General features: G+C 66.5%; 18 protein-coding genes and 1 pseudogene. 11 read left to right on the top strand and 8 right to left on the bottom strand.

Translation table 11 applies throughout. The features are described 5' to 3' along the window. Positions 1 to 371: 371 nt before the first annotated feature. The 4 genes and pseudogenes from WI26_RS33130 to WI26_RS24865 all read left to right on the top strand — a co-directional run. Positions 372 to 1,663 (top strand): annotated as a pseudogene (locus tag WI26_RS33130) (quaternary amine ABC transporter ATP-binding protein); the annotation flags it as partial. Then, positions 1,656 to 2,552, top strand: a complete 897-nt coding sequence (gene choW / locus WI26_RS24875) for a choline ABC transporter permease subunit (RefSeq protein WP_059466921.1) — start codon at positions 1,656 to 1,658, stop codon at positions 2,550 to 2,552. The pseudogene WI26_RS33130 and the gene choW, both read left to right, overlap by 8 nt. A gap of 114 nt (positions 2,553 to 2,666) precedes the next feature. Beyond that, complete coding sequence (locus WI26_RS24870) at positions 2,667 to 3,668, top strand: GlxA family transcriptional regulator (RefSeq protein WP_069227515.1); 1,002 nt, start codon at positions 2,667 to 2,669, stop codon at positions 3,666 to 3,668. A gap of 110 nt (positions 3,669 to 3,778) precedes the next feature. Continuing rightward, positions 3,779 to 4,726 (top strand): choline ABC transporter substrate-binding protein, encoded by a 948-nt coding sequence (locus tag WI26_RS24865; RefSeq protein ID WP_060188217.1) that lies wholly within the window; start codon positions 3,779 to 3,781, stop codon positions 4,724 to 4,726. A 135-nt stretch (positions 4,727 to 4,861) separates the two neighbouring features. On the opposite strand, the gene WI26_RS24860 is transcribed toward WI26_RS24865, so the two are convergent. After that, positions 4,862 to 5,287: a PACE efflux transporter gene (locus WI26_RS24860; protein ID WP_069227860.1), complete on the bottom strand. Its 426-nt coding sequence runs from the start codon at positions 5,285 to 5,287 to the stop codon at positions 4,862 to 4,864. A gap of 159 nt (positions 5,288 to 5,446) precedes the next feature. On the opposite strand from WI26_RS24860, the gene WI26_RS24855 reads away from it, so the two are divergent. Next, positions 5,447 to 6,370, top strand: coding sequence for a LysR substrate-binding domain-containing protein (locus tag WI26_RS24855; RefSeq protein WP_069227514.1), 924 nt, complete (start codon positions 5,447 to 5,449; stop codon positions 6,368 to 6,370). A 49-nt stretch (positions 6,371 to 6,419) separates the two neighbouring features. Here the strand turns inward: WI26_RS24855 and WI26_RS24850 are convergent, their stop codons facing one another. The 3 genes from WI26_RS24850 to WI26_RS24840 all read right to left on the bottom strand — a co-directional run bounded on the left by WI26_RS24850 (position 6,420) and on the right by WI26_RS24840 (position 8,415). Next, the gene (locus WI26_RS24850; RefSeq protein WP_069227513.1) at positions 6,420 to 7,565 is read right to left on the bottom strand and encodes a WD40/YVTN/BNR-like repeat-containing protein; all 1,146 of its coding nucleotides are present in this window, start codon (positions 7,563 to 7,565) and stop codon (positions 6,420 to 6,422) included. Positions 7,566 to 7,621: 56 nt separating this feature from the next. Next, positions 7,622 to 7,891: a MoaD/ThiS family protein gene (locus tag WI26_RS24845; RefSeq protein ID WP_060320882.1), complete on the bottom strand. Its 270-nt coding sequence runs from the start codon at positions 7,889 to 7,891 to the stop codon at positions 7,622 to 7,624. A 125-nt stretch (positions 7,892 to 8,016) separates the two neighbouring features. Next, on the bottom strand, positions 8,017 to 8,415 hold the full coding sequence (locus WI26_RS24840) for a nuclear transport factor 2 family protein (RefSeq protein WP_059504314.1): 399 nt from the start codon (positions 8,413 to 8,415) through the stop codon (positions 8,017 to 8,019). A 78-nt stretch (positions 8,416 to 8,493) separates the two neighbouring features. Here WI26_RS24840 and WI26_RS24835 point away from each other — a divergent pair, with 78 nt between their 5' ends. Continuing rightward, entirely contained in the window at positions 8,494 to 9,435 is a 942-nt protein-coding gene (locus WI26_RS24835; protein ID WP_069227512.1) for a LysR substrate-binding domain-containing protein, read from the top strand. A 28-nt stretch (positions 9,436 to 9,463) separates the two neighbouring features. Here the strand turns inward: WI26_RS24835 and WI26_RS24830 are convergent, their stop codons facing one another. Beyond that, positions 9,464 to 10,153, bottom strand: a complete 690-nt coding sequence (locus WI26_RS24830; protein ID WP_069227511.1) for an aspartyl/asparaginyl beta-hydroxylase domain-containing protein — start codon at positions 10,151 to 10,153, stop codon at positions 9,464 to 9,466. 203 nt (positions 10,154 to 10,356) lie between these two features. Here WI26_RS24830 and WI26_RS24825 point away from each other — a divergent pair, with 203 nt between their 5' ends. Next, positions 10,357 to 10,701 carry a DUF4148 domain-containing protein gene (locus WI26_RS24825; protein ID WP_069227510.1) on the top strand — a complete coding sequence of 115 codons (345 nt, stop codon included), beginning with the start codon at positions 10,357 to 10,359 and terminating at the stop codon, positions 10,699 to 10,701. Positions 10,702 to 10,772: 71 nt separating this feature from the next. Then, entirely contained in the window at positions 10,773 to 11,048 is a 276-nt protein-coding gene (locus WI26_RS24820; protein WP_069227859.1) for a DUF4148 domain-containing protein, read from the top strand. Between the two features lie 266 nt (positions 11,049 to 11,314). Here WI26_RS24820 and WI26_RS24810 read toward each other — a convergent pair whose 3' ends face one another. The 3 genes from WI26_RS24810 to WI26_RS24800 form a co-directional block, all read right to left on the bottom strand. Next, a complete protein-coding gene (locus WI26_RS24810) occupies positions 11,315 to 11,842 on the bottom strand; it encodes a cytochrome b (protein WP_069227508.1) in 528 nt (175 codons plus the stop codon). Positions 11,843 to 11,912: 70 nt separating this feature from the next. Next, positions 11,913 to 13,364 carry an ATP-binding protein gene (locus WI26_RS24805; protein ID WP_069227507.1) on the bottom strand — a complete coding sequence of 484 codons (1,452 nt, stop codon included), beginning with the start codon at positions 13,362 to 13,364 and terminating at the stop codon, positions 11,913 to 11,915. Further along, positions 13,361 to 14,020, bottom strand: coding sequence for a response regulator (locus WI26_RS24800; RefSeq protein ID WP_059466909.1), 660 nt, complete (start codon positions 14,018 to 14,020; stop codon positions 13,361 to 13,363). The genes WI26_RS24805 and WI26_RS24800 overlap by 4 nt, the downstream gene beginning before the upstream one ends. 323 nt (positions 14,021 to 14,343) lie before the next feature. On the opposite strand from WI26_RS24800, the gene WI26_RS24795 reads away from it, so the two are divergent. The 3 genes from WI26_RS24795 to WI26_RS24785 all read left to right on the top strand — a co-directional run bounded on the left by WI26_RS24795 (position 14,344) and on the right by WI26_RS24785 (position 16,972). Then, positions 14,344 to 14,655: a hypothetical protein gene (locus WI26_RS24795; RefSeq protein ID WP_155624471.1), complete on the top strand. Its 312-nt coding sequence runs from the start codon at positions 14,344 to 14,346 to the stop codon at positions 14,653 to 14,655. Positions 14,656 to 14,717: 62 nt separating this feature from the next. Next, positions 14,718 to 15,887, top strand: a complete 1,170-nt coding sequence (gene hpnI / locus WI26_RS24790; protein ID WP_069227506.1) for a bacteriohopanetetrol glucosamine biosynthesis glycosyltransferase HpnI — start codon at positions 14,718 to 14,720, stop codon at positions 15,885 to 15,887. After that, complete coding sequence (locus WI26_RS24785; protein WP_069227505.1) at positions 15,884 to 16,972, top strand: lysylphosphatidylglycerol synthase domain-containing protein; 1,089 nt, start codon at positions 15,884 to 15,886, stop codon at positions 16,970 to 16,972. Before hpnI ends, WI26_RS24785 begins: the two co-directional genes overlap by 4 nt. Positions 16,973 to 17,032 lie beyond the last annotated feature (60 nt).

The raw sequence follows: 17,032 nt of genomic DNA, 5'->3' as shown, positions 1-17,032 counted from the left end.
CTTGGCGCGGCGCCGCGCGCAAGGTGCGCGACATCGCGATCGGCGTGATTGCCGGCAATGTATCACAATGGCCATGGGGGATTTTCTGGGTTGCGGGCGCGCTGCGAAACGTGGCTATTGCACGTTCGCGATGCCAGGTTTCGTACGACCATTCCTTTTGCACGAGAGGGGCAGGCGACGCCGTCCGATCGGACGTGGAATTGTCGCAAAGCGACGCGCGGCCTGCGCGGGTGAGTGCAAATCGGCGCCGCTTGCGCATCGCGCTGCTGCGCACAAGCCGCGCCCGAGATGCCCGTCGTTATTGGTCGTGCGCGTATTGCATTGCCGCAATCACGTGCCGCCGGGCGCCGAGCCCCGCGTGGCGGGGCCGCCGGGTGTGTCGTATTTGCGCAAGCGTTTGTCGTAATTCGTCGGCAGGTCGGGGTTTTTTCTGGCAACTATGTAGGCACGCTATGACACGCGTGAGTCCCCGCTACACGAGGAGAAGGTTTCGATGGATGCCCCCAAGGTCGTGGTCGAAGGTCTGTGCAAGGTATTTGGAAGCAACCCGCAGCAGGCGCTCGACATGCTCGCTGCCGGCGCGACGAAAGACGACGTGCTCAAGCGTACCGGTCAGGTCGTCGGTGTGCACAACGTATCGTTCGACGTGCAGGAAGGCGAAATATTCGTGCTGATGGGCCTGTCCGGCTCCGGCAAATCCACGCTGATCCGCCTCGTGAACCGGCTGGTCGATCCGAGCGCCGGCAAGGTGCTGATCGACGGGCTCGACGTCGCGTCGGCACGCCGCTCCGCGCTGACCGCGCTGCGCCGCAAGGACATGAGCATGGTGTTTCAGTCGTTCGCGCTGATGCCGCATCGCACCGTGGTATCGAATGCCGCGTTCGGCCTCGAGGTCGCCGGCGTCGGCAAGAAGGAACGCGAACGCCGCGCGATGGAGGTGCTCGAGCAGGTCGGCCTCGCACCGTTCTCGCACAAGCTGCCGTCCGAGCTGTCGGGCGGCATGCAGCAGCGCGTCGGGCTGGCCCGCGCGCTGGCCGTGAACCCGTCGCTGATGATCATGGACGAGGCGTTCTCCGCACTCGATCCGCTCAAGCGCCGCGAAATGCAGGACGTGCTGCTGCAACTGCAGAAGGAGCAGCGCCGCACGATCATGTTCGTGTCGCACGATCTGGAAGAGGCGCTGCGCATCGGCAACCGCATCGCGATCATGGAAGGCGGCCGGCTCGTGCAGGTCGGCACGCCGCAGGACATCATCGCGAACCCGGCGGACGACTACGTGCGTGCGTTCTTCGACGGCATCGACACGAGCCGCTATCTGACGGCGGGCGACCTGATGCAGACGGGCGCCGTGCCGACCATGTCGAAGTGCGATGCGGCGAACGTCGCGGCGACGCTGAACGGCAGCGCCGAATACGCGTTCGTGCTCGACGCCGCCCGCAAGATCCGCGGCTTCGTCACGCGCGAGGCGATCGGTCAGGACGCGCCGTCCGTGCGGCCGATCGAAAGCATCCGGCGCGATGCGTCGCTCGAACATGTCGTCGCGCGTGTCGTCGCGAGCCCGAATGCGCTGCCCGTCGTCGACGACGACGGCTGCTACTGCGGCTCGGTCGATCGCGCACTTATCCTGAAGGCCATCACGCGTTCGCGAGGCTCCCATGTCTGAAATGATTCCGCTCGGCAGCTGGGTCGACCAGTCCGTTCACTACCTGCTAGACCATGATGCGGCGACGTTCGATACGATCGGCCGCGCGATCGAGGGCCTCGCCGCATTCGTCGAGCACAGCCTGCAGGCGATCCCGATGTGGCTGATGATGGCGATCTTCATCGGTATCGGTCTGTGGCGCGTGGGCTGGCGTTTCGCGCTGTTCACCACCGCGTCGCTGCTGCTGATCTTCGCGACGGGCTTCTGGGACCAGACGGTCATCACGCTCGGCCTCACGCTGTCGTCGACGATCATCAGCCTCGTGCTCGGCATTCCGCTCGGCATCTGGGCGGCGAAGAGCAAGTGGGTCGCCGCGATCGTGCGTCCGATCCTCGATCTGATGCAGACGATGCCCGCATTCGTCTACCTGATTCCGGCCGCGATGCTGTTCGGCCTCGGCCGCGTGCCGGGGATCCTGTCGACGGTGATCTTCGCGATGCCGCCGGCCGTGCGCCTGACGAGCCTCGGCATCCGCCACGTGAACCGCGAGATCGTCGAAGCCGGCCAGGCATTCGGTTGCACGCCGTGGCAGCTGCTGTACAAGGTTCAATTCCCGAACGCGCTGCCGTCGATCATGCAGGGTGTGAACCAGACGATCATGATGGCGCTGTCGATGGTGATCATTGCGTCGATGGTCGGCGCGGGCGGCCTCGGCAACGACGTGCTCGCGAGTATCCAGCGCCTCGACATCGGCCTCGGCTTCGAAAGCGGTCTGTCGGTCGTGCTGCTCGCGATCATTCTCGACCGCATCACCGAGAGCTTCGGCCGCGCGCCGGGCACCGTGAAGGCACCGCTGTTCTCGGGCCTGAAGCACCTGTTCCGCGCGAAGGCCACGCCCGCGCAAGCGTAAGCAACCGGCGGCCGGTTCGCCTTCCGGCCGCCTTCCCCGATTCGATACCGGCTTCCGTGGCGTTTGCCACGGGGCTGGCTGCGTGCAACCTGCTCAATTCGCCAGGAGCCCGATGTGACGTCCGCCGCCGTTGCCGCCGTGCCCGCCGCTTGCGTTTCACCGGTTTCGTCCCTTGCCCATTTCGGCTTCCTGACGCTGCCGAATTTCTCGATGATCGCGTTCTCGAGCGCCGTCGAAGTGCTTCGGATGGCGAACTACGTCGGGCGTTCCGACCACTACCAGTGGTCGATCTATTCGCTCGACGGTGCGCCCGTGCATGCCAGCAACGGCATCGCGGTGCGCCCGACCCAGGCGCTCGACTACACGAACCTGCCTGACGTGATGATCGTGTGTGGCGGGATCCGCATCCGCGACGTGGTCGACGACGGCGCGCGCGACACCCTTGCGGCGCTCGCCGAACGCGGGCTGCCGCTGGGCGGCATCTGCACCGGCGCGTACGCGCTGATGTCGAGCGGCCTGCTCGACGGCTATCGCTGCACCGTGCATTGGGAGAACCTGTCCGCGCTGCATGCGGAGTTTCCGCAGGTGGGGTTCGCCGACGAGCTGTTCGTCGTCGATCGCGACCGGCTTACCTGCACCGGCGGCACCGCGCCGCTCGACCTGATGCTGAACCTCGTCGGCATGCGCTTCGGCCAGCAGCTTGCCGCGCAGGTGTCCGAGCAGTTCATTCTCGAGCGCATCCGCAGCTCGACCGACACGCAGCCGATTCCCGTCGATGCGCGCGTCGGTTTCTCGCGCGCGGAGCTGATCGAGGTCGTGCGGCTGATGGAGGCGAACATCGAGGAGCCGCTGTCGCTCGAGGAACTCGCGCGGCTCGTGCGGCTGTCGCAACGGCACCTGCAGCGGATGTTCAAGGTGTACCTGAACGTGTCTCCGACCCACTATTACCTGACGCTGCGTCTGAAACGCGCGCGCGACCTGCTGCGCACGACCGACGCATCGATCGCGCGCGTGACGACGACGTGCGGATTCCATTCGCCGTGTCACTTCAGCAAGGCGTACCGCGCGCAGTTCGGTCACGCGCCGAGCTACGAGCGCCGGTTGCCGGGCCGCTAACGCGACCCGCGCGAACCATTCGGTCCGCGACGCCGCCGGGATCGCGGCGCGCGGTTTCAATACTCGATCCCGCACCCATGAAAAACGACGTCACTTTGAGGAGAAGACAGATGAAGCGCCTATTGATCGCAGCGGCATGCGGGATCGGAATTGCAGCGCCGATGTCGGCGGTTTATGCGGCCGACCCGCCCGTGTGCAAGAACGTGCGCTTCGCGGACGTCGGCTGGTCCGACATCGCGGCCACCACCGGTCTCGCATCGACGATGCTGCAAGGGCTCGGCTATGCGCCGACCAAGACGATCGCATCGGTGCCGATCACGTTCGCGGGCATCAAGAGCAAGCAGATCGACGTGTTCCTCGGCTACTGGTCGCCGACGATGGATCCGATCATCCAGCCGTTCACGAAGGCCGGCACGATCAAGGTGCTCGGCACGCCGAACCTGACCGGCGCGAAATACACGCTCGCGGTGCCCGACTACGTGTATCAGGGCGGCCTGAAGTCGTTCGCCGACATCCAGAAGTTCGCGGACAAGCTCAACGGCAAGATCTACGGGATCGAACCGGGCAACGACGGCAATCTGCTGATCAAGAAGATGATCGACGGCAACCAGTTCGGCCTCGGCAAGTTCAAGATGGTCGAGTCGAGCGAGGCCGGGATGCTGGTCGAGGTGAATCGCGCGATCCGCGAGAAGCAGTGGATCGTGTTCCTCGGCTGGGAACCGCATCCGATGAACGTGCAGATGAAGATCGACTACCTGAGCGGCGGCGACGACGTGTTCGGTCCGAACTACGGCGAAGCGAAGGTGCTGACGGCCACGCCGCCCGACTACGCGCAGCGCTGCCCGAACGTTGCGAAGTTCGTGTCGAACCTGCAGTTCACGACGACGATCGAGAACCACGTGATGGTGCCGATCATGAACAAGGAAGATCCGAACAAGGCGGCCGCCGAGTGGCTGAAGGCGAACCCGCAGGCCCTCGACAAGTGGCTGGCCGGCGTGACGACGCTCGACGGCAAGCCGGGCCTGCCGGCGGTGAAGGCGTATCTTGGCGTGCATTGAGCGACCGGACCAACGGCGCGCTCGCCGAAGGCGGCGCGCCGGCGTAATGAAACGCGGCCCTTCCGTATCGTGCGGGCGGGCCGCGTCGCTTTCGGACCCGGAGCCGATTGGCGAATTGCCGGTCGCGAACGAACGTCACGATTCCTTCGTTGCCGCCGGTACGTCGAACACGCGATCGAATGCCCACTGGAACACGAACGCGTAGCAGAAGAAGAACGCGAACAGCCCGATGTCGACGACGAACGCGTCGAACCACGAGATGTCGAGCCACCACGACACCACCGGCACGAGGATGAAGATCAGTCCGCCCTCGAACCCGGTCGCATGCAGGATCCGTCGCGCGAGCGTGCGCCTGGGCTGCCGGCGCGACGCTTCCCAGCGCTCGAACAGCGCGTTGAAAATCATGTTCCACAGCAGCGCGATCGCGGACATCGTCACGGACAGCGCGCCCGAATACACCAGGTTCTGCTTGAAGATCGACGCGATCGCGGGTGAGATGCAGGAAACGGCGATCGCTTCGTAAAGCGCCGCCTGCGTGATTCTGCGCCGTAGGCCTTGCACGTGGTTTCTCCGGTTCGACGGTGGCTCGACGGCCGCTTTCGCGGCGCCGGTGCCACGATGTCCCGCAAGGCTACGTGCGTTGCGCGAGCGCTTCAATTCACCTAATCTCACCCGGATTGAATCGAATTCAACCCGGCCGGACCCGGCCCGCGAGGCCCCGTGTTCTCGAAAATTCCCCTGACCGCATTGCGTGTATTCGAGTCGTCTGCACGGCTCGGCTCGTTCAAGGCCGCGGCGGACGAGTTGTCCGTGACGCCGGCGGCCGTTTCGCATCAGATCAAGTCGCTCGAAAGCCGGCTCGGCGTGCTGCTGTTCGAGCGCGGCGCGAGCGGCGTGCGGCTCACGGAAGACGGCGAACGGCTGTTTCGCGCGAGCCACGATGCGTTGCTTGCGCTGAGTCGCGGGCTCGATGCGGTGCGGCCCGACGCGGCCGACGCGCGCACGCTCGTGCTGACCACCACGCCCGCATTCGCCGCGATGTGGCTGATCCCGCGTCTCGGCCGGTTTCGGCAGGTCGATCCGCAATTGAACATCAAGGTCGAAACCGGCAACGCGCTCGCCGATCTCGATCGCGACGCGCGAATCGATCTCGCGATTCGCGCGACGTCGCGCACGTTTCCGGCGCTGCACGAGATTGCATTGATCGACGAATATTTCGGCGCGTATGCGGCCACCGGGTTCGACGCGCATCGTTCGGACGAGCGCCTCGATTTGATCGAGACCGTGTGGGATACGCCGCTGCCGGTGTCGATCGACTGGGTCTCGTGGTGCCGTGCGGCGGGCCGGGACATGTGGCTGGCACGCGCGGTGTTCCGGCATTACGACGACGAGCACTACGCGTTGCAGGCGGTGTTGCACGGGCAGGGCGTGGGTCTGCTCAGTTCCGTGCTGGTTGCAGAGCACGTCGAGCGCGGCGCGCTGATGCCGATCGAGCCGTCGGTGCGGCTCGCCGGCGCACGCTTCGTCGCGCTGTGCCGACCGGGAAGAGAGCGCGAGCCGCAAGTCAGGCGGTTTCTCGATTGGCTCGAAGCAGAAATCGCGCGCACACGCAGGGCAGTCGCACGGATCGCGCCGCATGCGTGACGCAACGGTCCGGCGCTTGCATTCCGCCGTGAGGCGCTCGGGTCGTTCGTTACGCGAAACGCACGCAATACACCGGCGGCAAATGCGCGGAGACCTGCCGCCAGTTTTCGCCGCCGTCGCCGGACGTCCATAACCCGCCCGTCGTCGACCCCATCGCGAGACGCGTGCCGGAGTCGTCCACCGCCAGCCCGTGTCGATACACGAGATCATAGGCCGGTACGGGCGGCAGCCCGTTGGACAGGCTCTCGAAGCTGCGGCCGCCGTCGCGCGTGCGCGTGACGACGAACCGGCCGTTTACGGGAATCCGGCACGCATCCTTCACCGCCGGCACGAACCATGCGGTGTCGGGATCTGCCGGATGCACGGCGACCGCGAAGCCGAAGCTCGACGGCTGCGCTTCGATCCGCCGCCAGTGCGCGGCGCCGTCGGTCGAGCGGAAGATCGCGCAGTGATGCTGGGTCCACAACACATCGGGAGCCGCCGCGCACTGGACGACGCGGTGCGGATCCTGCACATTGGGTTCGCCGCGCCGCTCGGGCGGCATGTAGTCGGCTTCCATGCCGTCGGCGCTGACGCGCCAGGTCGCGCCGCCGTCGAAGGTCTGCCAGACGCCGCCGCACGAAATCCCGATCGTCACGTGCCGGCTGTCGCGCGGATCGACCATCACCGAGTGGATGCCGGCTGCATCGTAGCCGCCGCCGAACCACTCGGCGCGCTCCGGGCGGTCCCATAGCGCGCGGTTGAGCACCCACGAATCGCCGCTGTCGTCGGAGCGGAACAGTCCGCCCGGTATCGTGCCGGCCCACAATACGCCCGGCTCGTCGGCGCCGCCGGCTTCGAGCGACCAGATCTGCTGAAGCGTCCACGGTGCGCGCGGCGGGGCAGGTGCTTCCTCCTCCGAATCGCCGGCGCCTGGGTGGGTGCTGGCGTTGCGACGCGCGTCGGCGGGCTGCGGCGGATAGACGGGCACCGCACATTCCTCCCATGCGGCGGCACCGGCGCGCCGGCGATGTAACTTGACACCAAAATGGCCGAGATTGAGCGCCGCATACAGCGTACCGTCGCGCGGGTCTGCCAGCGCCATGCTGACGGGTTCGCCGACGAAGTGCGGCTCGCCGAGCGACCAGCCGCCGTTGCCGTCGGCGTGCAGCACGAACAGGCCCTTGCGGGTCGCGACGAGCAATCGATCGTTCATGTCGGGTGTCTCCAGTAGGTCCGACCGTACGCTTGTTTCGATGGAGATGCGTCCCTTTATCCGCCGGACAGCGCCTGCACGACATAGACGCGGCTGGCATCGCCGAGCGCATCGGACAGGTGTTGCCGGTCGCGTACCGGCTGGCCGTCGATGAACACCGACAGGTGCTTTCTCAGCGCACCCTGGTCGTCGACGATATACCCGCGCAGCCGCGGCTGCTCGCCGAAGACGGCTTCAAGCGCTTCGCCGAGCGTTCGTGCGTCGATGTCACGCTCGGGCGTGTCGATATGGCGCTGGATCGACGCCGCGAAGAAGAGATGTGCCATGGCAGTGACTGGCAGGAGTCGCGCGGGAGGAACGGTCTGTAGTGTAGGCGATCGATCGGGCGAGCAGCGACATTTGCCATACGGCCGGCGGTGCGACGATGTTGCTGCGTCGCGCAATGATCCGGCTATGCGTATTTGTCGCCGACCGTGCTTCGCACGGGATGCGTGTCGTAGACGATGATCATGCGCTCGATGCGCGCGTCGTCGTCGAATTCGAATACGTCGACGCACTCGAACCGCACTTCGGAGCCGTCCTTCAGTCCCCAGTCGTAGACGAAATAGCCGGTGGCCCGACGCGCGCCCGTCGTGCTGACGCAGATGTCGATCGGCGTGATCCGGCTTTGTCCGGATGCCGCCACGACTTTTTCGAAAAAGGGTTGCGGCGCCATCCAGCCGAGAAACGGCGAATATATTTGCGCATCCGGCGCGAACAGTGCGCAGATCTCGGCGACGTTGCCGCGTTCGAGCGCTTTCAGGTAGGTATCGACCTGCCGCGTGTATAGTGCGTCGGACGACGATGCCATGGTATTTCTCCGCTGATTGTTGACGAACCGTGCGCGAGAGCCGTCGCGAACCGGTTCAACCACGATAGCGATGCCGCGATGACCGAGCAAACGAATAATCCGCAACCCGGGTATGCCGCTCGCGCATATCCGCTGGCGGATCTGACGCGCCCGCTGCCGCCGCTGACCGCGTTCCAGGCGTTCGTTGCCGCCGCCGAGCTCGGCAGCTTCAACCGGGCGGCCGAGCATCTGTGCCGGACCCAGGGCGCGGTGAGCCGTCAGGTGCAGCAACTCGAAGCGCACTACCGATGTGCGCTGTTCGTTCGTCATCCTTCGGGATTGACGTTGACTGCGGAAGGCGGCGCGTTGCTGACGGTGGCCGTCGACGTGCTCGCGAAACTGGCGCAACACGCGCACGCCCATGCGCATTCCGCGTCGACCCTGACGTTGCGCTTGCCTTCCACGTTTGCGATTCGATGGCTGCTGCCGCGGCTCCCGGCGCTCAATCACGCGTTGCCGCGAACCGAATTGCGTATTCACACGTCGGCGGACGACACGCCGGATTTCACCGACGCCGATTTCGATGCCATCGTGGTGCGCGGTACCGGAACCTGGGCGGGAATGGTTGCGGTGCCGCTGTTCGACGAGTGCCTCACGCCGATGTGCACGCGCGAAGCAGGCGCGTCGTTGAAGTCGATCGCTGATCTCGCGCATGCGACGCTGCTGCATCCCGCGCGCAATCGCGACGAATGGCGATGCTGGCTTGACGCTGTCGGCGCAACGCAAATCGACCCGGGTACCGGGCTCGTATTCGATACGCTCGAACTGACGTTGACGGCCGCGGCTCACGCGCACGGCGTCGCGATCGGCGATCCGCGCATGGCGGCGGATCGGCTGGCCGCCGGCGCGCTGGTCACGCCGTTTCCGGAGGTAGCGCGCAACGGTCTGGGTTACTACCTCGTGTACCCGGCGCAGCGCGCCGCTCAACCTGCGATTCAAGCGCTTGCGGACGTGCTGACGCGTCTCGCGCGCGAGGATTGACCGCGACGGGCGGGCGCCGTGCAGTTGGCTAGACCGGGATCGACCGCCCCCGCATCCGGATGCCGAGCCGCACGACGCCGATCACCGCATTCGACAGCCACGTCAACAAGCGCGGCATGCCGCGCCGCCGGATATCGAGCAGCAGCACGATCCGCACTTCGTCGCTGTCGTTCCACACCTCGTGCACGAACGTGTCGTCCCACAGCAGGAAGCAGCCTTCGTCGAGCCGGTATTCGCGGCCGTCGACCTTCAGCACCGCGGCCGGCGTGCCGTCGGCGCGCGTCGGCATCGACAGCACCAGATAGCCGCGCAGGATGCCGCGGAACGGTCCGCGATGCGGCGGGATGTGTTTGCCGGGCGCGAGGAACGACAGCGACGCGGACAACACGTCCGGCGACGCCGCGACGATCGATTCGACGGTCGGGCAACGCGACAGGTTGCGCGGGAACGGCTGGCCGTAAGCCTGCATGATGAACATCCGCCAGTCGCGCGCATCGTTGGCCGAGATGTCGTGCTGCTCGCGCATGATCTCGTGGAAGCGCGGGATGCGCGGCAGGTGGCGCGCGACCGCCAGCGCTTCCGCGCGAATGGCCGGCCACGCGCGGACGAATCGTTCGGCGTCGGGGAACACGGCCGAGTCGAGCACGGCGCCGCTGTCGATATGGCGATCGTACAGCGTGCGAAGCAAGCCGGCTGCATAGTCGTAAGCGACGGACATGATCGAGGTGCGATCCACAAGGTGTCGTCAGTCTGCCCCACGCGCGGTGGGGCCTGCGTTACGTCAGGTTACGCCGGCTGACGAAAGAATGACAGTTCGATGAACGTCAGGCGCAGCGGTTCGCCATTCCGGGAATAAACGTACGCCCCGCGTCGTCATACGGGTGTAGCACGTCGTTTCGTTGACTTCCGAAGGAGTGGAACATGAATACCCATTGGTTGGTGGCCGCCATGGTGGCGGCGATGTCCGTCGCGAGTGTCGCGACGCCTGCGTCGGCACAGGCGCTGACGCGTGCGCAGGTCAGGCAGCAACTGCTCGACGCCGAAAACAGCGGGCTGCGCTTCGTGACCGATGCGTCGTATCCCGAGATGAGTCCGCTGTTCCAGCAGCAGGCCGAACAGATGCCCCGGGATCAGGCCGAAACCGCGGTCGGCAGCGATCCGGCCGCGACTTCCGGTGCGGGGAGGCCGACGGAACTGCCGTCGCGTCCGCGTTCGGCCGCGTGCGTGGGCCCTGAAAGTTTCTGCACGCTGTATTTCGGAAGCTGAAGTAGAGGAGCGCCACGGCGAGCCCGAAATCCACGAAGGTCGACGGGCACGCAACATTGAAGGAGTTGATGATGAAAACATGTATCGCACTACTGATGATCGGCGTGATGTCCGGTCAATCCGTACTCGCGCAATCGAATGTGCCGCTCACGCGAGCACAGGTTCGCGAGGAGCTGATTCGTCTGGAAGCGGCGGGATACGATCCTTCGAAGGGAGACGACGGCGAATATCCGGCGGACATTCAGGCCGCGATGGCGAAGCTCGCCGAGCAGGATCGGGCGAGGATGGCGGCTTTGCCCGCCGCGCCTGCGGCGGCCTCCGTCATGCCGGCGCAGGCCGACAACTAGTCGCCGGCATGTACGTGTGTCTGCTCAGGCCGACGTGTTCGCGGTACGGCAATACGCATGCCGTTCGCGGCACGCGGCCGGGTCGAACGGCACGGACGGCGAGGCTGTCGATCGCGCGCCGCTTTGCGCGGCGTCGCGATCGGCTCGTTCCCCGATTCCGACGGTCGCGCAGGTGGATTGCCGGATGAGTCGCGACGCAGCCGGGATCGCGTCCGCCATTGCCGGACATCCGCCCGCGATGGCATGCAACGGGCCGCGCGTCGAGACTACCAGGGCATCATGCGTTGCATGACCCCGTCGCGCAGGACGAAACGATGCGCGACCGCGGCTGCGACGTGAACGCAGATGCCGCCGAACAGCACCCACGCGAGGATGCCGTGCACATCGCCCATCGCGTGCCCGAATCGCGATCCGGCCGCCGACAGCGCCGGGAGCGGGACGACGCCGAACAGCGTTACGGCCCATGCGCGCGACGACGCATTGATCCAGCCGAGCAGCGGCACCGCGATCAGCAGGGCATAGAGCCCGAAGTGCGTTGCGCCGGACACCGCGCGCATCGCAGGCGACAGTTCGTCGGCGGGCGGGCGATGCGTCACGCGCCAGAGCACTCGGCAAGCCATTGCCGCGAGCAGCGCGGTGCCCACGATCAGGTGCGCGGCGATCAGGCCGACCGGTTGCGTATCACGATGCACGTCAGGCATCGTCCAGCCGATTGCATACTGCGCGACGACCAGCGCCACGATCAGCCAGTGAAGAAGGCGTGCGACTGCGTCGTATCGGGCAGTTGTAGACATGAAAGCTCCTGGCAAGCGGATGAGGACTGTATATTCCGGCGGATTTTACGGCCGAATCCTTAACGAAACGTTAAGCGTGCTGCCGCACGCCGGCTTCGTCCGATAGCGCCTGCGTGCCATCGATCCGAGCGGATTCAGCCGACGGCAACGTGATGGTGATGCCGAGGCCGCGGCCGCCGATGCCGGGCCCGAACTGCACGGTGCCGCCGAAGTATTGCGCGATGCGCTGGACGATCGACAACCCCAGCCCGCTGCCGGGCAATTGCGTGCCGACGCCGCGATAGAAGCGATCACCGAGCCGCTCGTGCTCGCCGGGGGCGACGCCGGGCCCGTCGTCGCGCACGACGATGCGTTGCGTGGCACCGTCGTCGTGTACGTCGATCTCGATGCGGCCACCCTGCCGGCCGTACTTGAGCGCGTTGTCGAGCAGATTGTCGAGCAGGATGCCAAGCAGGATCGGATCGGCCTGGATCGTACGCCCGGCGGTGCCGGCGGCGACGATGTCGATGAAGTGATCCGACGCCTTCGCGAGATGCCGCTCGATGGCAGCGTCGACCAGTTCGCGGACGACGACGGCACGCACCGGAATGCGTTCGTATTCGTCGAGCCGCGCGAGCAGCAGCAACTGTTCGGCGAGACGCGCGCTGCGATCGACGCCTTGCACCACGCGCTGCATGGCGAGCTGCTTGCGCGCCGGATCGTCGGTCGCGAGCGCCACCTGGGCCTGAACCTTGATCGCGGCCAGCGGTGTCTTGAGTTCGTGCGCGGCGTCGGACGTGAATGCCCGTTCGCGCACGATGGATTGCCGTAGTCTGGCGAGCAGGCGATCGATCGCGTCGACCAGCGTGCGGACTTCTTCGGGGACGGTCGCGATGCCGAGCGGTTCGAGCGAGCGCGCATCGCGCGCGCCGATCAGCGTCGACAGCGTCTTCAGCGGCGCGAGACTGCGCCCGATCAGATACCAGAGCAGCAACGCGAGCACCGGGAGCGCGACGATCAGCGGCCAGACGATGCCGCGCGCGATGCCCGTCGCGAGATCGCTGCGCGTGTTGGCCGGCTCCATCACCCGTATCCATCGCCCCGACCCGTCGTCGCGCAGCGTGTGCGTGCGCCATTGCGCGCCGCGCACGACGATCGTCGCGGGCGTGTCGAGTCGGTCGGCAGCATCGGGCCGCCCGGCGGCGTCGACCGGCAGGCTCGACGCGACGACGTTGCCCCGCGCGTCGCGGACTTCGAACAGGACGTCACGCGGCAGACGATCGCCGTCGTTGTCACGGGCGGCGGCGGACGTGCCGTGAGCCAGTTCGATGCGTGCGTCGGGCGGGAAGCGGGCGAGGCGGTCGAGGTCGGCCGGCGCGAGATTGACCAGCAGCGACGCATATTCGACGAGACGGGCGTCTTCCCATTCGCCGATCTCGCGTGTCGCGTGCCGGAAGCTGCCGAACACGGCGACGATCCAGACGACGATCACGCAGCCAAGCGCCATCGACGAAACGCGGCGCCGTATCGAGCGCGAGATCATGGTTTGTCGACGACGTAACCGATGCCCCGCACCGTCCGGATCAGTTCCGCGCCGAGCTTTTTGCGCAGGTTCGAGATGTGAACCTCGATCGCGTTGCTTTCGATGCCTTCCTGCCACCCGTACAGGCCGTCCTCGAGGCGCGCCCGCGACTGGGGCATGCCCGCATGACTGACGAGCTGAACGAGGATGGTCCATTCGCGTGACGTCAGCGCGATGCGCGCAGCATCGCGTGTCACCGTTTGGGTCGTCAGGTCGATCGTGATGTCGCGCCATACGATCTCGTCGCCGGCGCGACCCTGTGAGCGCCGCACGAGCGCGCGACAGCGGGCGAGCACCTCGGACAGCTCGAACGGTTTCGCGAGATAGTCGTCGGCGCCGTCGTCGAGGCCGCGGACGCGGTCCGCCACGGTGCCGCGCGCGGTCAGTACGAGCACCGGCGTGGTATCGCCCGCGTCCCGCATCGCTCGCAGCAGTTCCGTTCCCGATTTGCCGGGCAGGCCGAGATCGAGGACGACGAGCGCGAAGCGTGTCGTCGCGAGCGCGACGGCGGCGGCATGACCGTCGCGCAGCCAGTCGACCTGGTAACCGGCCTGGCTCAGGCTGATTTCGAGGCCGCTGCCGATCAGGTCGTCGTCTTCGACAAGGAGGAGGCGCATGGTCGATTCGTGTGCAGATGCGTGCAATTGTACGAGCCCGACTGTGCGTGCCGTGCAACGGATTGTAATTGCGTTCCGTCAAATATCGCCCGATTCTGAAGAACGCTTAAGGTTCGGTAACGGCATTCCCGCTACCATCGGCCACAACATTTCTCGGGTCGAGTTCCGCTTCCCCTGATCCCGAACCGGGTTCGGTGCGTCCCCCCGCGCCCGCCCGTCCACCCGCGACCGTATTGATCGACGCAGGATCGATGCGGGTCGTCCGCACGGGAGGTTCATTCCTGATGGCATCCTCGACGATCGAGCGATGGCGCGCCTACCTGTTGATCGCCGCGCTCGCCGGCATGTTCATTCAGTGTTTCGTGCTGGTTTCGTTGTTTGCGCTGCGCGTACCCGAAGCGTTTTTCACGACGATGACATTTCGCCTCTGGACCGTCGTCGCGGTCGCGACCGCGATCCTGTCGGCCCGTAAGGTGGCCGACGCGGCGTTCAGGGCCGCGGACGTTTGCGGCTATGTGCGCGTGTCCGGAATCGATCGCCGCACGGTAGCCGTGTCATCTGATTGCGCGTACCGTCGGTTGGTCGTCCTGCATATCCGGCTCAACGGGAATCGATACGGCGGCGTGTACGGGTGAGCGCGCGTTCGCGCGTGCCTGCCCCGGGCGTCGCGGTCACCGGGCCACCACTGGGGAGAAGCATGGTCTTGCTGCATGTGCTGTACGCGCTGGCCGGCGTGATGTCGGTCGCCTGCGGGCTGGGCGCGTTGCTCGGCATTGTCTACACTGTCACGGCCAGCGTGCTGGTCGGCCGATTCTTTTCGCGCGCGCGGGCGGTGCCGCGTGACTATCCGGGCGTTACCGTCGCGAAACCGCTGCACGGCGACGAATGGAATCTCGTTCAGCATCTCGAAAGCTTCTTCGTCCAGGATTATCCGGGGCCGGTTCAGCATCTGTTCGGCGTGCACGATGCGGGCGACGCGGCGCTTGCGGCCGTCGAGACGCTGCGCGCACGCTATCCGGACGCGAACATCAAGGTCGTCGCCGATGCGCGGTTATACGGGCCGAACCGCAAGATCGCGAATCTCGTCAACATGCTCGAACACGCGGAGCATTCGGTGCTGTGCCTCGCCGACAGCGATGTCCTGGTCGAGCGCGATTATTTGCGCGCGGTCGTCGGCGCGCTACAGGAGCCGGATGTCGGCATCGTGACGAGCGTGTATCGCGGCGTTGCGTCGCCGGGCTTCTGGCCCGGTGTCGCCGTCGCGATGACGAACTACCATTTCCTGCCGGGCGTCATTACCGGGCTTGTCATCGGGCGCGCCCGTCCGTGCTTTGGCCAGACGATTGCAATCACGCGTGCGATGCTCGAACGCATCGGCGGGCTCGCGCGTTTCGCGCATCATCTGGCCGAGGATCACGCACTCGGCGAAGCGGTGCGGCAGGTCGGCGCGCAGGTCGTCGTCCCGTCGTTCGTCGTCGGGCATGCCTGCGTCGAAGAGACGTTCGCCAGGTTGTACGCGCACGAATTGCGCTGGAGCTGCACGATCCGCGCGGCGGACCGGCTCGGTCACGCCGGGTCGGTGCTGATGCATCCGTTGCCGTTGGCGTTGCTGGCCGTGCTGTTTTCCGGCGGCACGCCGGCCGCCTGGTGGCTGGCGCTCGCGGCGCTCGTCGCGCGGGCGGTGCTGATGTTGAAGACGAGCCGCGCCACCGGCGCGGGTCTGCGCGGCGCGCTCTGGATGCCGTTCGTCGATTTCCTGCAGTTCGTGGTCTTCGTGTCGAGCTTCTTCTCGTCGCACGTCGTCTGGCGCGGCACGCGCTTTCGCGTCGACCGTGAGGGCTTGCTGTCGCCGGCGGGAAAATCGTGATGCACGACACGCATTCCGATGTCGAAGGCGCGGACCGTCGGCGCGCGCGTCGCGACGCGCGGCTGCGCCATGCGGGGCGCGCGGCGGCGTTGGCCGGGCTGGTGTTCGCGGTGTGGCTGATCTGGCGCGAGCATCCGCTGGAGATCCTGCACCGGCTACGGATCGCCGGCGCCGGGTTGCTGGTCGCCGCGCTCGCCCACGTCCTGCCGATGCTCGCGAATGCATGGGACTGGCGGATGCTGATCCGCGGCCCGCGCCGGCCGTCGTTCGCGACGATGCTCAAGCTCGTGTGGATCCGCGAATCGATCAATGGGCTGTTGCCGGTCGCGCGGATCGGCGGCGAGATCGTGTCGTTCAGCCTGCTGCGGCAGGCGGGCGTGCGCCCGGCGACCGCCGTGGCGAGCCTCGTCGCCGACATGCAGCTGACGCTGATCAGCCAGCTGGTGTTCGCGCTGGTCGCGATCGGCTACGTGCTCGAACACGTGTCGTCCGACGCCGCACAGGTGGCCGCGCATCTCGCGATCGGCATGGCGGCGCTCGTGCCGGTGCTGCTGCTGTTTGCGCTGGTTCAGCACGCGCGGCCGTTCGAGCGCGCGATGCGTGTGGTCAACCGCGTCACGAGCGGCAAGGTGGTGGCACTCGTCGGCGAATCGGCACGCACCGATCAGTCGATCCGGATGATCTGGAGAAAGACGGGCATGGTCGTCCGCTATCTGACCGTCTGGCAGACGCTGCAATTCGCCGGCTATGCGCTGGAGATCTGGCTCGCGCTGCATTTTCTCGGCGCCGATCCGACGCTCGCGCAGGCGCTCGCGATCGAGGCGCTGATCCAGCTTCTGAGCAGCATCGCGTTCCTGATGCCGGGCGGTCTCGGCGTGCAGGAGGGCGGGTTCGTGCTGATCGGCGGGCTGCTCGGGTTCGACGCGCCGACCTGTCTGGCTCTCGCCGGCGCGCGGCGCGTGCGCGACTTGCTGTTCTATCTGCCGGGCTTGCTGGCGTGGCAGCATGCGGCCGGCGCGGCGCGCACGCCGTACGACGCGAGGCGCGCATCGATGCGCGTCGGGGAATCCGCCGGGCCGCGCTGATGCGGCCCGACGTCGCCTGCCCGCCGAGCGTCTAGCGGCTCGCCGACGAGGCTGCTTGCC

The sequence above is a fragment of the Burkholderia diffusa genome (genome assembly GCF_001718315.1).
GTDB classification, from domain to species: Bacteria; Pseudomonadota; Gammaproteobacteria; order Burkholderiales; family Burkholderiaceae; genus Burkholderia; species Burkholderia diffusa_B.
This window is presented reverse-complemented; position numbering and strand designations above follow the sequence as displayed.

Excerpts from the sequence above, each read along its gene's own strand:
- choW (WP_059466921.1), top strand. The coding sequence starts at position 1,656 with ATGTCTGAAATGATTCCGCTCGGCAGCTGGGTCGACCAGTCCGTTCAC.
- WI26_RS24865 (WP_060188217.1), top strand. The coding sequence starts at position 3,779 with ATGAAGCGCCTATTGATCGCAGCGGCATGCGGGATCGGAATTGCAGCG.
- WI26_RS24850 (WP_069227513.1), bottom strand. The coding sequence starts at position 7,565 with ATGAACGATCGATTGCTCGTCGCGACCCGCAAGGGCCTGTTCGTGCTG.
- WI26_RS24845 (WP_060320882.1), bottom strand. The coding sequence starts at position 7,891 with ATGGCACATCTCTTCTTCGCGGCGTCGATCCAGCGCCATATCGACACG.
- WI26_RS24840 (WP_059504314.1), bottom strand. The coding sequence starts at position 8,415 with ATGGCATCGTCGTCCGACGCACTATACACGCGGCAGGTCGATACCTAC.
- WI26_RS24835 (WP_069227512.1), top strand. The coding sequence starts at position 8,494 with ATGACCGAGCAAACGAATAATCCGCAACCCGGGTATGCCGCTCGCGCA.
- WI26_RS24830 (WP_069227511.1), bottom strand. The coding sequence starts at position 10,153 with ATGTCCGTCGCTTACGACTATGCAGCCGGCTTGCTTCGCACGCTGTAC.
- WI26_RS24825 (WP_069227510.1), top strand. The coding sequence starts at position 10,357 with ATGAATACCCATTGGTTGGTGGCCGCCATGGTGGCGGCGATGTCCGTC.
- WI26_RS24820 (WP_069227859.1), top strand. The coding sequence starts at position 10,773 with ATGAAAACATGTATCGCACTACTGATGATCGGCGTGATGTCCGGTCAA.
- WI26_RS24810 (WP_069227508.1), bottom strand. The coding sequence starts at position 11,842 with ATGTCTACAACTGCCCGATACGACGCAGTCGCACGCCTTCTTCACTGG.
- WI26_RS24805 (WP_069227507.1), bottom strand. The coding sequence starts at position 13,364 with ATGATCTCGCGCTCGATACGGCGCCGCGTTTCGTCGATGGCGCTTGGC.
- WI26_RS24800 (WP_059466909.1), bottom strand. The coding sequence starts at position 14,020 with ATGCGCCTCCTCCTTGTCGAAGACGACGACCTGATCGGCAGCGGCCTC.
- hpnI (WP_069227506.1), top strand. The coding sequence starts at position 14,718 with ATGGTCTTGCTGCATGTGCTGTACGCGCTGGCCGGCGTGATGTCGGTC.